Raw genomic sequence first — 14153 nt, forward strand, 5'->3', positions numbered from 1 at the left:
GTCCGGCGAAGGAAACTGCAGCCGGGAATCACCCTTCCTTGAAAGCAATACCCGGAAAGGCGGCACTTGGCCGGTTACGTTCATCCGCGTGTGTTCACCATCGCGCCCGGCATTCCCTTCTTGCCGGCGGTCACGCATGCGCTGTGTGACGGCGACCTCGTTCCAGGCTTTCGCTTCAACGGCGATCCGCTGCAGTTGCCAGCCGTGTCCATCTATGTTCCCACGCGGCGCGCGGCACGCGAGATGCGCTCCGCCTTTCTGGACCATCTCGGCGGCGAGACGATCCTCCTGCCGCGCATTCGTCCGCTTGGCGAATTCGACGAAGACGCCGAGTTTTTCGTTGGCGATGACGCGAGCGCGCTGGAGATTCCACCGGCCATCGACGCGACCGAACGGTTGTTGCTGCTCGGCACGCTGATCCGCCAATGGACAAAGCACCTGAAGATCGACATCGGCAAGCTCTACGGCGACGAGCGGATCGCGACGCCGGTTTCGACCGCTGACGCTTTTTGGCTGGCGCGCGATCTCGCCGGCCTGATGGACGAGTTCTCGACCGGACAGGTGCCGGTCACCGAGATCGCTGGCCTCGACACTGGCGAATTGTCGGAGTGGTGGAAGGTCACGCTCGCTTTTCTGGAGATCATGCGTCGTGAATGGCCGGACATTCTGGCCGAACGCCGGGTGATCGACAGCGGCGAGCACCGCAATCGTCGGATCCTCGCCGAGGCAACGCGTCTCAAACGCAATCCGCCGACAGGTCCGGTCATCGTCGCCGGTTCGACGGGCTCGATCCCGGCGACGGCAGACCTGATCGCCACCGTCGCGCGCCTTCCCTTGGGCGCGGTCGTGCTACCGGGGTTCGACCGGACGATGGACGAGCCCTCGCGTGCGCTACTGGCCTCCGACGAGGATCTCGCATCTGTCATCGGCCATCCGCAATACGGTCTGCAAAGGCTCGCCACCGTCATTGGTATCACGCCCGATTCTGTAGAACCGGTCGGGGAATTGGCACCATCTCTGGCGGCGCGAAACCTGTGGGTCGCTGAAAGCCTCCGCCCGTCCGCGACGACCGACCGGTGGATGCAGACGCGTGCGACCGTCACTGACGCGGCCTTCAACGATGTTGCGCTCCTTGTAGCGCCGAACGAGCATTGGGAGGCCGCAGCGATCGCCGCTGCCCTTCGTGAAGCGATCCGCGATCCGAAGGCGACCGCCGCGTTGGTGACACCGGACCGCAACCTCGCCCGCCGTGTCGTCGGCGAACTGGCGCGCTACGGCATCGATGCTCTCGACACCGGCGGAACGCCCGCCTTTTCGACGCAGCAGGGCCGATTGCTGCAACTGGTGCTGGAAATCGTCTTCAATCCGGGCGATCCGGCGACATTGCTCGCGCTGGCCAAGCATCCATTGGTCACGTTGTCCGCTGGACCCGACGATCATGCCGACAGGGTGGCGCAATTCGAGATGGCGATCCTGCGCAACGGCACCGGGCGTGTCGGTCCCGACGCGCTCGTTGCCCTGGTGGTGCGACGCAAGGCCGAACTCGCACGTCACAAGGAGGGTGGCACCCGCGTTTCGTCTTGGCTTGCCGCTCTCGACGATGAGGATTTCGCTCGGCTGACGGCGTTCGCTGCCTGTTTCGAGACCGCGCTCGCTCCGCTGGTCGAACTTGCCGGAAATGCCGAAGAAGTCGCCTTCGATCGTCTTGTCGAGGCCACGGTGCGCGTGCTGGAAGCCTTGGCGCGTGATGCGGACGGGTTCCACGATCCGCTTTATGAAGGCGAGCCGGGCGCGCTTCTGCGCGGTTTCCTGTCCGGGTTGGTCGCGGCCGAGGCGCCGCTTTTCTTGAAACCGTCGGAATGGCCGCAAGCCGTCGGCGCACTGATGGCCGATATGGCGGTCAAGCCCGCGCCGGGTGGCCATCCCCGCATCTCCATCTGGGGCGCATTGGAGGCTCGCCTTCAAACCGTCGATCTCATGATCCTCGGCGGTCTCAACGAAGGCGTGTGGCCGTCGCAAACGAACAACGATCAGTTTCTGACCCGCGGCATGAAGGCCGGGCTGGGACTGGAACCGCCCGAACGCCGGATCGGCCTCGCGGCACATGATTTCCAGATGGCGTTGGGCCAGGCCCGTGTGATCCTGTCGCGGTCCGAACGCGCCGAGGGTGCGCCCGCCATCGCATCGCGCTGGTGGCAGCGGCTCACAACCTTTGCCGGCAGGGAGGCTGTGGACCGGATGACTGCTAAGGGCGGGCTCTACCTCGCTTTTGCCCGGGCCATGGAGGATGGGCCGACAATGCCGTCGGCGCCGCGTCCTGCTCCAACCCCACCGCTTGCATCCCGGCCCAAGTCGCTCTCCGTCACTGAAGTCGAAACGCTGATCCGTGATCCCTATGCGGTTTATGCGAAGAAGGTCTTGCGCCTGAAACCGATCGAAGAGCTCGTGCGCGATCCTGGGGCTGCCGAACGGGGCTCGCTCTTCCACGCGATCTTCGAGCATGTCGTGCGCGAACATGTCGATCCGCTCGCTCCTGACGCGCTGGATCGCACGCTCGCGATCGCCCGACATCTCTTTGATGCCGAAGACCTGCCGCCGGACATTCGCGCGACATGGTGGCCCCGTGTCGAAGCGGCCGCCGCCGAGATCAAGGCATGGGAGGCGGATCGAGCCGCAGGTGTCGCAGAGCGCCATGCGGAGATCGTCGCGGCGCCGACGCCTGTCGGTCAGTCCGGCGTCGTCCTCACCGGCCGGGCCGACCGCATGGACCGGCGCAGCGACGGATCGGTGGACATCATCGACTTCAAGACGGGCACGCCGCCAAGCGCCAGGATGGTCAAGGCGCTGCTTGCGCCACAATTGCCGCTTGAGGGCGCCCTGCTGCTGGAAGGCGCGTTCTCGGAATTCGGACCGGCCAACCCGGCCGGCATGGCCTATGTCCACATCGACCCGAAGGGTCGCGTCAGAGAGAAGAACGCGTTGAAGGGGGATCGTTCGGGCGACGATGTCGACCCGGTCGATGCGAGCCAGGGCGCGTGGCAAAAACTGAAGGACATGCTCGCTTATTACGGTATCGAAACGAATGGATACCAGTCTCAGCGCATGCCGCAGAAGGTGCATGACCGGCCGGGCGATTACGATCACCTGGCCCGCACGCGCGAATGGCGGGTAGCCGGGGTAGACGATGATGAGTGAGGCGCCGCGCAAGGTCGTGCCCGACGCCGATACGCTTGCGCGCCAGGCCGTCGCGGCCAGCCCTGACCGTTCCGTCTGGGTTTCGGCAAATGCGGGCTCCGGCAAGACCTATGTTCTGGCGACCCGCGTCATTCGCCAGTTGCTGGACGGCACTGATCCCTCCCGCATCCTCTGCCTGACTTACACCAAGACCGCCGCCGCCGAGATGAAGGATCGGGTCTTCAAGCGGCTTGGCGAGTGGGTGACCATGCCGGAGGCGGATCTGCGCGCCGTGCTCGCCGATCTGGAAGGACGGCAGCCTGACGCGGCGAAGCTCGCCTTCGCGCGCTGTCTTTTCGCCCGGGCGCTGGAAACGCCGGGTGGCCTCAAGATCCAGACCATTCACGCCTTCTGCGACGCCTTGCTGCATCGATTTCCGCTGGAGGCCAATGTTCCCGGCCATTTCGAGCAGCTCGACGAGGACATGATCGCGGCTCTGATCGGTGAAGCGCGCGCCGAGATGCTGGCGCGAATCGATGCGGGTAGCGACGGGGCGGTCGAGGAGGCATTTCGGGCGGTCATCGACCTGACGGGTGAAACCGGCCTCAACGGCCTGCTCGACGAAGCGGTTCGCAGCCGGTCGAGGCTGACCACGTTTCTGCGCATGCTCGGTCCCCACGCCGAACGCCGCGCCTTCTATCGAGACGCATTCGACCTCGCCGCGGACGATACGGCGGACCGTTTCGTGGCAGATGCCGTAGCGGCATTGCGCCGCCATGTCCAGGTCATGCGTGAAGTGCTGGACGCGTCGGCGTCCGTATCGACGAAGTCCGGCCGCACATTCGCGGACGCCTTTCTGGGCGCGTGCTCGGCCGACGACGGTTTCACGCAGCTCGAAGAGCTGTTTTTCACGAAAAAGGGTGATCCCGCTTCCACGACGCGCCTGTTTGGCGACAAGTCCGTCCAGGCGGTGCCCGCCTTCGAGAATGCTCATGGTGAAGCACTGCACACGATGATGTGGGCGCGCGATCGCATCGCACTTCTTCGCCAGACCGAGAACACACTGGCGGCACTGACGGTCGTCGATCGGCTGTTAGCCGGCTATGAGAAATTGAAGAGCAGCCGCGGCTATCTCGATTTCGACGACCTGATCGAGCGCACCGCGTCGCTTCTCGCGCGGCCGGATGTCGGCGCTTGGGTGCGCTACAAGCTCGATCAGGGCATCGATCACATCCTGGTCGATGAGGCGCAGGACACCAGCCCAGAGCAATGGCAGGTCATTCGTGCCCTCTCCGACGAGTTCTTCGCGGGCGAAGCGGCCCGAGACGTGCGCCGAACCCTGTTCGCGGTCGGAGACGAGAAACAGTCCATCTATTCCTTCCAGGGGGCCGATCCAGCGATTTTCGGTGAAACCGGCGATGACGTGCGCCGCCGCGCGCGCGCCGCCTTCGGCGAGGAGGGTTTCGCCGACGTGCCGCTGGCGACTTCCTTCCGCTCCACCGGCGATGTGCTCGGCGCGGTCGATATCGTGTTCGAATCGGACCAGAACCGGCAGGGCGTCGCCTATGGCGCGAGTGCCGTCCGGCACCGTTCGCTGCGCAGCCGGCAGCCCGGCCGGGTCGAGGTCTGGCCGCTGGTGCGCAACGAGGACGAGGAAGAGACCGACGACTGGACCGAACCGGTCGATGCTCCGCGTCCGGCGACCGTCACCGTCGCCGAGCGGGTCGCAGACACGATTGCGGGCTGGATCGAGAGTGGCGAACGGCTCGAAGGCACTGGCCGTCCGATCACCGCCGGAGACGTCCTGATCCTCGTCCGGAGCCGCGACAGTTTCGTCGCGACCCTGTCACGGGCGCTGAAGGCGCGAAAGGTGGACGTCGCGGGTGCCGACCGGCTGAAGATGACCGACCACATCGCGGTTCTCGACCTGCTGGCGGTAGCGAATTTCGTCCTCCAGCCGGCGGACGACCTCTCGTTGGCCGCCCTATTGCGGTCCCCCCTCTTCAATGTCGACGAGGATGCCCTGTTCGAGATCGCCCATGACCGCGCCGGCATGACACTGTTCGAGGCCCTCGCGCAGAAGGCGGCGAATGACGAAACGATCGCCGCGATCCATGCGACGCTCGCCGGATGGCGGGAGCGCGCGCAGAGCCTGCCTGTCTATGAATTCTATGCGTCGATCCTCTCGGCCGAAGGCGGTCGCGAGAAGTTGATCGGCCGGCTCGGACCGGAAACGCCGGATATGCTGGACGAGTTCATGCGTTACGCACTCGCCCAGGAACGCGCAGGCCTGCCGTCGCTGCAGAACTTCGTCTCCGTCCTCCAGGCGGCGAGCCCGGTGATCAAGCGCGAGATGGACCCGACGCAAGAGCAGGTGCGCATCATGACGGTGCACGGTGCCAAGGGCCTGGAAGCGCCGGTGGTCTTCCTGATCGACCGCGGCGCCGCGCCGCACAATCCGCGCAACACCGGCGGCTTTCTGGAGGTGACGCACGAAGACGGTCCGCCCGCCATTCTGTGGAACGGCGAGAGCGGGTTGAAATCTCAGGCCAGCGAGAACGCGAGGGCGAAGGTGGCGGCCAAAGCCGCGGAGGAATATCGCCGCCTGCTCTATGTGGGGATGACACGGGCCGCCGACCGGCTCATCGTCGCCGGCTATGCCGGCAAGCGCGGCGGCAAGGAAGACACCTGGCGCGCTGTGGTGGAACAGGCGCTGGAAGCCAGGTCGCAGACGGTCGCCTATCCGGAGTTCAAGGCCCTGCGTTTCCACCTCGATGATGCTCCGCCGGTACCTGCGAGTGAGCCGGAAAGCCCCACGGACCAAGAGATCGTTGCGCTACCGGAATGGTTCGCGGATCGTGTCGTCGCGGAGCCACCCTTGCCCCGCCCTCTGGCACCGTCGGGTGCCTCGGGCATGGCGATCGAACCGGAGCGCGATACCGCCTCTGTCGGCGGAGCGCCGTCCCTTCTCGCAAGGTCCGACATCGACGATATTCCGGCCCTCGGCGTGCGGCGGGGCATCGCCATGCACCGTCTGCTGCAGACGCTCCCCTCCGTCGAGCCTGCGGAACGCCAAGCGCGGGCGGCCGAGTATTGTCGCCGGTTCGAGCCCCGCTGGGATGACGCGGCCATCGACAGGATCGTCGATGAGGCGCTGGCGATCCTGGAGGATCCGGCCTTCGCGCCGCTCTTCGCCACAGCCGCCGCCGCCGAAGCGCCGGTGATGGGCACGCTTGTTCTTGGCGGTGAAAAGCGGGCCGTGTCGGGCGTGATCGACCGGATCGCGGTCACCGACGATCGTGTCATGCTGGTGGACTACAAGACCAATGCCGCCGTTCCGAGCGATGCTTCTGATGTTCCGGCGGTCTATCTGCGGCAGATGGCGCTCTACCGATCCCTTGTCCGGCCACTCTTCCCGGATCGAACCGTCGAAGCGATGCTGCTCTATACGACGGGTCCGAAGATGATCACCCTTCCGGCCGACCTTCTCGACAAGGCGCTTCAGTCCTTCGCCACGCCGTGACTGCGCGGCAATTCGGGCACTGGCCTTGAATCATTTGCGGTGATACCCAGATGACATTCGAATTTCCGAACATGGTCGTTTGACCTCAAAGCGAAGGAGCGCCGCCATGGCCACCGTCAAGATCGACAACAGCAACTTCCAGTCCGACGTTCTTGGCTCTTCCGAGCCGGTCGTGGTCGATTTCTGGGCCGAATGGTGCGGCCCCTGCAAGATGATTTCGCCCGCCCTGGAAGAGATCTCCGAGGAGATGGACGGCAAGGTGAAGATCGCCAAGGTCAATGTCGACGAGAATCAGGAACTCGCCGTTCAGTATGGCGTCCGGTCCATCCCGATGCTGCTGATGTTCAAGGACGGCGAGATCGCCGACCAGATGATCGGTGCAGCTCCGAAGGCGCGCCTGACCGACTGGATCAAGGGCGCCATCGGCTGACCTGCACCACCATTGAGTTTAAAAACCCGGCTTCGGCCGGGTTTTTTGTGCTTGGCGCTGCCTGAATAGGCCCAGGCTGACGGTCTTGACCCGACCTATTGTGGCGGCGTGCCGTTGTCGCGGAGCACGGCTCCGGCGAGATAGAGCGATCCGCCGATCAGCACGCGCGGCGGCGGCTCCAGCCGGTTCCAGCCTTCGCCGAGCAGGCGCAGCACTTCCTCGACGTTCTTCATCGGTTGCGCCGAGAGGCCGGCATTGGTCGCGCTGCGCGCAAGCGCCTGAGGATCGACCCCGGCCTCGCTGTCGGTGACCGGTACGGTGAACACATGTCGGATCATGCCTTCGAAGGCGCGGAAATAACCGGTGGTGTCCTTGGTGTTGAGCATGCCGGCGATCAGGAAGAGCGGCCGTTCGGTTCTGTCCTGCATACCCGCCAGCGTCTCGGCGATCATCATCGCCGCATGCGGATTGTGTCCGCCATCGACCCACAGTTCCGATCCCGGCGGCAACAGTTCCGGAAAGCGGCCCTCGGTGAGCCTCTGCATGCGCGCCGGCCATTCGACGCTTTGCAGCGCCGCTTCGGCGGTCTCCTGGCGCATGGTGAAACCGGCAGCTGCGACGGTCACTAGGGCAGCGGCGGCATTGGCTAGTTGATGGCGACCGGGCAATCGCGGCATGGGCAGGTCCATGAGGCCGCTCTCGCTCTGGAACACCATGCGCCCATGTTCCTCATAGGCGAGGAAATCCTGCCCGTAGACCGCCGTCGGGCAGCCGTTTCGCGCGGCTGTCTCGACCAGAACCTCCCGGGCGACTTCATTGTCCTGAAAACCGATGACCACCGGCACGCCGGGCTTGATGATTCCGGCCTTTTCCATCGCGATGAGCTCGATCCGGTCGCCGAGATAGGCCTCGTGATCGAGCCCGATCGGCATGATCACGGTGGCCGCCGGCTTTGCGATCACATTCGTGGCGTCGAACCGGCCGCCCAACCCGACTTCGACGATCGCCACATCGGCCGGATGCTCCGAGAAGATCAGGAACATCGCCGCCGTCAGGATCTCGAACACGGTGATCGTCTGACCGTCATTGGCCGCCGAGATCCGGCGCAGGGCATCCGCCAGCACCGCGTCCTCGACGAAGCGCCCGGGCCCGCCACGCCGGCCGAGGCGGAAGCGTTCATGCCAGCGCACAAGATGCGGCGATGTGTGCACATGCACCGACTTGCCGTCGGCCTCAAGCAATGCCCGGCAATAGGCCGCGCAGGACCCCTTGCCGTTGGTGCCGGCCACATGGATGATGGGCGGCATCCGGTGCTGCGGATTGCCAAGTTTCTCCAGGAGACGGGTGATGCGGTCCAGCGAAAGGTCGTAACCCTTCGGATGAAGCGTCATCAGCCTGTCGATTTCCTGCTCGGCTTCGCTGCCTGTATCTTGCGAGAACAGGGGCGGGGACTGGCGTTCGGCCGGATTTGTCAATGGATGTCCGTTCGGCGGTAGGTCAGCTGGTTTCGGCCGGCTCGGGCGCGGCCGCGATGTCCTGCTCGACGTCTTCGGTCTCTTCGGCGGGTTCGGGCGCGGGCAGCACCATGTTCTCCGCCGGGCGCTTTGTGAGAATGCGCAGCAGCCGGGCGATGGTCGGCCGCAGCTCGTGGCGATGCACGACCATGTCCACCATGCCGTGTTCCAGCAGATATTCCGACCGCTGGAAGCCTTCCGGCAGTTTCTCACGGATCGTCTGCTCGATGACGCGCGCGCCGGCAAAGCCGATCACGGCGCCCGGCTCGGCGATGTGGATGTCGCCAAGCATCGCATAGGAGGCGGAAACGCCGCCCGTCGTCGGATTGGTCAGGACGACGATGTAAGGCAGGCCCGCTTCCTTCAGCATTTCGACGGCGACGGTGGTGCGCGGCAGCTGCATCAGCGACAGGATGCCTTCCTGCATGCGCGCGCCGCCGGAAGCCGCGAACAACACGAGCGGACGGTGCTGTTCGATCGCGGTCATGAACGCCTTGACGATCGCCTCGCCGGCAGCGATGCCGAGCGAGCCGCCCATGAAGCTGAAATCATGCAGGCAGGCGACGATGGGCATGCCTTCCAGCGAACCGAGCGCGTTGACGATGGAATCGTCGAGCCCCGTCTTAGCCTTGCTGTCGCGCAGCCGGTCGACATACTTCTTCTGGTCGCGGAATTTCAGCGGATCGAGCGGAACTTCGGGATTGTCGAGAACCTCGAAGGCGCCATTGTCGAGGAAATGCTGCAGCCGGTCGCGCGCAGAAATCTTCATGTGGTAGCCGGAGGAGGGAACCACCCACTGGTTGTCTTCCAGATCCCGGTGAAACACCATCTCGCCCGATTCCGGGCATTTGATCCAGAGGTTCTCCGGCATCTCGCGCCGGCCGAGCATCGAATTCAGCCGCGGACGGACATAGCTGGTGATCCAGTTCATGGGAAAATCCCCGCTTGTTCTTCTCGGACCTATGTGGCGCGCTTATTCGGCAGCTTCAAGGCGCGCGGCGCGTACGCCGGCGGCCAGACCGCCCACGAGCGTCGCCACCGCTTCCACCGTGTCGCCGCTTGCGCGATTGTCGGCATCGAGCGTGTTGGCGACGGCCTGGACGATCGCCGTGCCGACGACCACGCCGTCGGCGTCGCGGCCGATGACCTTGGCCTGTTCGGCCGTCTTGACGCCGAAGCCGACGCAAACCGGCAATTCGGTGTGGCCCTTGATCCGGTTCACGGCCTCGGCCACCGCCGATGTCGAGGCGATCGCGCCGCCGGTGATGCCGGTCATGGAGACGTAGTAGACGAAGCCCGACGTGTTGGCGAGCACGGCCGGCAGGCGCTTGTCGTCGGTCGTGGGCGTCGCCAGGCGAATGAAGTTGATGTCGGCGGCCAGCGCCGGCAGGCACAGTTCATTGTCCATCTCGGGCGGCAGGTCGACGATGATCAGCCCGTCCACGCCGGCTGCCTTGGCGTCGGCCAGGAAGGTGTCGACGCCATAGATGTAGATCGGGTTGTAATAGCCCATCAGCACGATCGGCGTGTCGGTGTCCGCCTGACGGAAATCCGACACCATCTGAAGCGTCTTCTTCAGCGTCTGACCGGCCTTCAGGGCGCGCAGCCCGGCTGCCTGGATCGCCGGGCCGTCGGCCATGGGATCGGAAAACGGCATGCCAAGCTCGATGATGTCGGCGCCGGCCGCCGGCAGTCGCTTCAGGATCGAAAGCGAGGTGTCGTAATCCGGGTCGCCGCTCATGATGAAGCACACCAGCCCCGGCCGGCCCTCTTCCTTCAGCTTGGCGAAACGGGCATCCATGCGTGCAGTCATTGCGTGTCGTCCTTCGGGCGGGCCGCGACGCGCTCGCCATCTTCCTTGGTGAATTCGCCGACCTCGTGCGCGGCGGGCAGGATGTCGAGCACTTTCTCCGACGGCCGGGCGAGCGCCGCGCCGAGCGGCGTCACCACGATCGGCCGGTTCATCAGGATCGGGTGTTCGACCATGAAATCGATCAGCTCGTCGTCGCTCCATTTCGGATCGTCGAGTCCGAGCTCGTCATAGGGCGTGCCCTTGCGGCGCAGCACGTCGCGAACCGAGAGTCCGGTCGCCGCGATCAGCGCGACGAGCCTGTCACGACCGGGCGGCGTCTTCAGATATTCAATCACCTCCGGCTCTTCGCCGGATTCGCGGATCATCGCCAGCACGTTGCGCGACGTCCCGCATTTCGGATTGTGGTAGATCGTGACGCTCATCCGTCGGCCGACTCCCGGATGGTGATCGTGACGTTGAAAGCGTAAAAGCCGGTCTTCGCGATGCGCGAGACCGCTTCCTTGGGGTCGAAGGCGATGCGCGGCTCGCCGTCATCGGGAACGCGCACCAGGAACTGCAGGTTCTGGCTCTTGCGCACGCCCTCGGCATTTTCGCGGTCGTCGCCTTCCTCGACCGCCACATAATGCAGCGGGTTCTGCTTCGACTGGTAGATTTCGAAGGCGGTCACAATTCCATACCCAGATGCTTGCCGACGGTATGGACGTCCTTGTCGCCGCGACCGGACAGGTTCATCAGGATGATCTGGTCCTTGCCCATCTTCGGCGCGCGCTTCATCACCTCGGCGATGGCGTGGCTCGGCTCGAGCGCGGGGATGATGCCTTCGAGCTTCGTCAGGAGCTGGAAGGCTTCCAGCGCCTCGTCATCCATGATCGGCACATATTCGCCGCGGCCGGAATCCTGCAGCCAGCTGTGCTCCGGTCCGATGCCCGGATAGTCCAGTCCCGCGGAAATCGAATGGCCGTCCTTGATCTGGCCGTCGCCGTCCTGCAGCAGATAGGTGCGGTTGCCGTGCAGCACGCCCGGCGAACCGGCGGTGATCGAGGCGCAATGCTCCTCGCCGGTAAGTCCCCTGCCGCCGGCTTCCACGCCGACGATCTGCACGCCGCGGTCGTCGAGGAACGGATGGAAGATGCCGATGGCGTTGGACCCGCCGCCGACCGCCGCGACCACCATGTCTGGCAGCTTGCCTTCGGCTTCCATCAGCTGTTCCTTGGCTTCCTGGCCGATCACGGACTGGAAGTCGCGCACCATCTCCGGATAGGGGTGCGGGCCGGCCGCGGTGCCGATCAGGTAATAGGTCGAATCGACATTCGTCACCCAGTCGCGCAGCGCTTCGTTCATCGCGTCCTTCAGCGTGCCGTGGCCGGAGGTCACCGGCTTCACTTCCGCGCCGAGCAGCTTCATGCGGAACACGTTCGGCGCCTGCCGCTCGACATCGGTAGCGCCCATATAGACGACGCAGGGCAGGCCGAAGCGCGCGCAGACCGTGGCCGAGGCCACGCCATGCTGGCCGGCGCCGGTCTCGGCGATGATGCGGGTCTTGCCCATGCGCTTGGCCAGCAGGATCTGGCCGAGGCAGTTGTTGATCTTGTGCGAACCGGTGTGGTTCAGCTCCTCGCGCTTGAAATAGATCTTCGCGCCGCCGAGATGCTCCGTCAGGCGCTCGGCGAAATAGAGCGGGCTCGGTCGGCCGGTGTAGTGCTTGCCGAGCGCGGCGAGCTCTTCCTGGAAGGTCGGGTCTGTCTTCGCGTTGTCCCATTCGGCCTGAAGGTCGAGGATCAGCGGCATGAGCGTTTCGGCAACGAAACGACCCCCGAAGATGCCGAACATGCCCTGTTCGTCCGGGCCGGTGCGGAAGGAATTCGGTGCGGCGGGCTTGTTCATGTGCTGCTCCCGTTGCGGGCGTCTGCCGCCCGCGCCGCCTCCAGAAAGGCGGCGATCTTGTTGATGTCCTTTACGCCTGGCGCGCTTTCCACGCCGGACGACACGTCGAGGGCCCTCGCGCCCGAAATCGCCAGCGCCTCCTCCACGTTCTCGGGATCGAGGCCTCCCGAAAGCATGTAATTCACCCGATCGTCAAGCGTCGCCAGCAGCGCCCAGTCGAAGGAGACGCCGTTTCCGCCCGGCAGCTCGGAATTCGCCGGCGGCTTGGCATCGAAGAGGAAGCGGTCCGCGATGCCAAGATAGGGCGTCGCTTTTTCAAGGTCGACGGCTTCGCGAATGGCCAACGCCTTCATCACCGGCAGCCCGAATTTGGCGCGCACATCGGCGACACGCGTCGGGCTCTCGGAGCCGTGCAGTTGCAGCATGCCCGGCTCGACGGTTGCGACGATTTCGGCCAGCGCGACATCATCGGCATCGACCGTCACGGCGACCGGGATGGCGAGCCTCTGACGCGCCCGCACGGCGAGGTCGCGCGCCACCGCGGCTTCAACGTTTCGCGGGCTTTTCGGGAAGAAAATGAACCCGACATGGTTCGCCCCGCCGTCCAGCGCCGCGTCAACGGCTTCCGGCGTCTTCAGCCCGCAGATTTTGATGTCCATTGTCATGGGTTGGAAATAGTGGGGCTGGGGCGAAGAGTCGAGAAGCGAGTCAATGCTCGGCGTCGAATAGGTGTTGTACCGAAACCGCACCTTGTCGGTCGGGCCTCATTCGAACCCGATCGCCTGCAACGCGCCACCGTTCTTCTTCAGCCACGCCTTGCAGCGCTTCGTGTCCGGACAGAGTTCTTCGCACAAAGCCCAGAATTTCGGTCCGTGGTTCATGTGCTTCAGATGCGCCACCTCATGCGCGACGAGGTAGTCGATGACCGGCCGTGGGGCCATCATGATGCGCCAGGAAAAGGACAGATTGCCCTCCGACGAGCACGATCCCCAGCGGCTCACCGTGTCCTTGTAACGGATCGTCTTGGCGCGCCGGCCGATCGTTGCCGTGTGCTTCTCGACCAGGGCACCGATTTCGGCCTTGGCTTCCTTCTTCAAATAGTCGGCCACGCGGCGCGGCAGGTGTTCACGCTCGCCGCGCACGATCAGCCGTGCGCCGTCGACGTCGCGGACTGCCCGCGTTAGCCCGCGGCCCGCTTCGTGCACGATCTCGTGGTTCACGCCGCGGATCGGGATTTTGACACCCGGCCGTACCTGCGGCTGGTCCGGCATCCCGTCCAGCTTGTCTTCCAGCCAGGCGCGATTGCGGTGCAGGAAGCGCTCGACTTCCAGCATTGAGATGCCGACCGGGGTCGTGACGCTGAGGCCCTGCGCGCCGGGCTTGATGCGCAAGGTCAGGCGCTTGGCGCGCGGATGCTCCGAAACCCGCAAGGGCAGCGAGCGGCCGGCGACCTCGTGGGTGAGGTGCCGCGCGGCCGGATCGTCCGCCCTTGCGGCGGGTTTGCGCATGAAACCGAAGACCATGCCCGTGATCTAGCCGATTCTTGCGGCAAGCAGAATAATCAAAGCCTCCATTTGCAAAGCGGCGCCGGTCGTTTCATAGTCACTGTCTGCGCTCCGGCGCCGCGACGCAAACGGATCTTGCTCCGATGACATTTCGAAACGCTGCCTTCTTCACTGTTTCGCCTCCGCCTCCCGGTCACTGAGGATCGCGGCGGGGCCCTGCCCGCGCGCGTCCATTGACATCGGGAGGTCGTGTCCGTCGAACCGGGCGCGTGTCACGCGTGCCGGCTTGGCCGTGCGTGATCGACCTCTC

11 protein-coding genes are annotated in these 14153 nt (G+C 65.0%); 3 read left to right on the forward strand and 8 right to left on the reverse strand.

Annotation, left to right across the window (positions count from 1 at the left end; all coding sequences use genetic code 11):
* Window positions 1-66 precede the first annotated feature (66 nt).
* The 3 genes from addB to trxA all read left to right on the forward strand — a co-directional run bounded on the left by addB (window position 67) and on the right by trxA (window position 7127).
* Window positions 67-3195, forward strand: a complete 3129-nt coding sequence (gene addB / locus MRY80_RS21280; RefSeq protein ID WP_293293257.1) for a double-strand break repair protein AddB — start codon at window positions 67-69, stop codon at window positions 3193-3195.
* Window positions 3188-6697 carry a double-strand break repair helicase AddA gene (gene addA, locus MRY80_RS21285; RefSeq protein WP_293293258.1) on the forward strand — a complete coding sequence of 1170 codons (3510 nt, stop codon included), beginning with the start codon at window positions 3188-3190 and terminating at the stop codon, window positions 6695-6697. The genes addB and addA overlap by 8 nt, the downstream gene beginning before the upstream one ends.
* 106 nt (window positions 6698-6803) lie before the next feature.
* A complete protein-coding gene (gene trxA / locus MRY80_RS21290; RefSeq protein ID WP_293293259.1) occupies window positions 6804-7127 on the forward strand; it encodes a thioredoxin in 324 nt (107 codons plus the stop codon).
* A 95-nt stretch (window positions 7128-7222) separates the two neighbouring features.
* On the opposite strand, the gene MRY80_RS21295 is transcribed toward trxA, so the two are convergent.
* From MRY80_RS21295 to MRY80_RS21330, 8 genes are all read right to left on the reverse strand, one after another.
* Window positions 7223-8518 (reverse strand): folylpolyglutamate synthase/dihydrofolate synthase family protein, encoded by a 1296-nt coding sequence (locus MRY80_RS21295; RefSeq protein ID WP_293294178.1) that lies wholly within the window; start codon window positions 8516-8518, stop codon window positions 7223-7225.
* 106 nt (window positions 8519-8624) lie between these two features.
* Complete coding sequence (accD, locus tag MRY80_RS21300; protein ID WP_293293260.1) at window positions 8625-9572, reverse strand: acetyl-CoA carboxylase, carboxyltransferase subunit beta; 948 nt, start codon at window positions 9570-9572, stop codon at window positions 8625-8627.
* 42 nt (window positions 9573-9614) lie between these two features.
* Window positions 9615-10454, reverse strand: a complete 840-nt coding sequence (trpA, locus tag MRY80_RS21305) for a tryptophan synthase subunit alpha (protein ID WP_293293261.1) — start codon at window positions 10452-10454, stop codon at window positions 9615-9617.
* On the reverse strand, window positions 10451-10876 hold the full coding sequence (arsC, locus tag MRY80_RS21310) for an arsenate reductase (glutaredoxin) (protein WP_293293262.1): 426 nt from the start codon (window positions 10874-10876) through the stop codon (window positions 10451-10453). The genes trpA and arsC overlap by 4 nt, the downstream gene beginning before the upstream one ends.
* Complete coding sequence (locus MRY80_RS21315) at window positions 10873-11121, reverse strand: hypothetical protein (RefSeq protein ID WP_293293263.1); 249 nt, start codon at window positions 11119-11121, stop codon at window positions 10873-10875. Before MRY80_RS21315 ends, arsC begins: the two co-directional genes overlap by 4 nt.
* A complete protein-coding gene (gene trpB / locus MRY80_RS21320) occupies window positions 11118-12338 on the reverse strand; it encodes a tryptophan synthase subunit beta (RefSeq protein ID WP_293293264.1) in 1221 nt (406 codons plus the stop codon). The genes MRY80_RS21315 and trpB overlap by 4 nt, the downstream gene beginning before the upstream one ends.
* Window positions 12335-13003: a phosphoribosylanthranilate isomerase gene (locus tag MRY80_RS21325; RefSeq protein WP_293293265.1), complete on the reverse strand. Its 669-nt coding sequence runs from the start codon at window positions 13001-13003 to the stop codon at window positions 12335-12337. The genes trpB and MRY80_RS21325 overlap by 4 nt, the downstream gene beginning before the upstream one ends.
* A gap of 99 nt (window positions 13004-13102) precedes the next feature.
* On the reverse strand, window positions 13103-13846 hold the full coding sequence (locus MRY80_RS21330; protein WP_293294179.1) for a M48 family metallopeptidase: 744 nt from the start codon (window positions 13844-13846) through the stop codon (window positions 13103-13105).
* Window positions 13847-14153: the final 307 nt, after the last annotated feature.

Origin of the sequence: Oricola sp., from assembly GCF_022763245.1 — a bacterium.
Taxonomy (GTDB): domain Bacteria; phylum Pseudomonadota; class Alphaproteobacteria; order Rhizobiales; family Rhizobiaceae; genus Oricola.

Coding starts and splice junctions, on each gene's coding strand:
- MRY80_RS21325 (WP_293293265.1), bottom strand. CDS start 13,003: ATGACAATGGACATCAAAATCTGCGGGCTGAAGACGCCGGAAGCCGTT.
- MRY80_RS21295 (WP_293294178.1), bottom strand. CDS start 8,518: ATGACGCTTCATCCGAAGGGTTACGACCTTTCGCTGGACCGCATCACC.
- MRY80_RS21330 (WP_293294179.1), bottom strand. CDS start 13,846: ATGCGCAAACCCGCCGCAAGGGCGGACGATCCGGCCGCGCGGCACCTC.
- addA (WP_293293258.1), top strand. CDS start 3,188: ATGAGTGAGGCGCCGCGCAAGGTCGTGCCCGACGCCGATACGCTTGCG.
- arsC (WP_293293262.1), bottom strand. CDS start 10,876: ATGAGCGTCACGATCTACCACAATCCGAAATGCGGGACGTCGCGCAAC.
- accD (WP_293293260.1), bottom strand. CDS start 9,572: ATGAACTGGATCACCAGCTATGTCCGTCCGCGGCTGAATTCGATGCTC.
- trpA (WP_293293261.1), bottom strand. CDS start 10,454: ATGACTGCACGCATGGATGCCCGTTTCGCCAAGCTGAAGGAAGAGGGC.
- trxA (WP_293293259.1), top strand. CDS start 6,804: ATGGCCACCGTCAAGATCGACAACAGCAACTTCCAGTCCGACGTTCTT.
- trpB (WP_293293264.1), bottom strand. CDS start 12,338: ATGAACAAGCCCGCCGCACCGAATTCCTTCCGCACCGGCCCGGACGAA.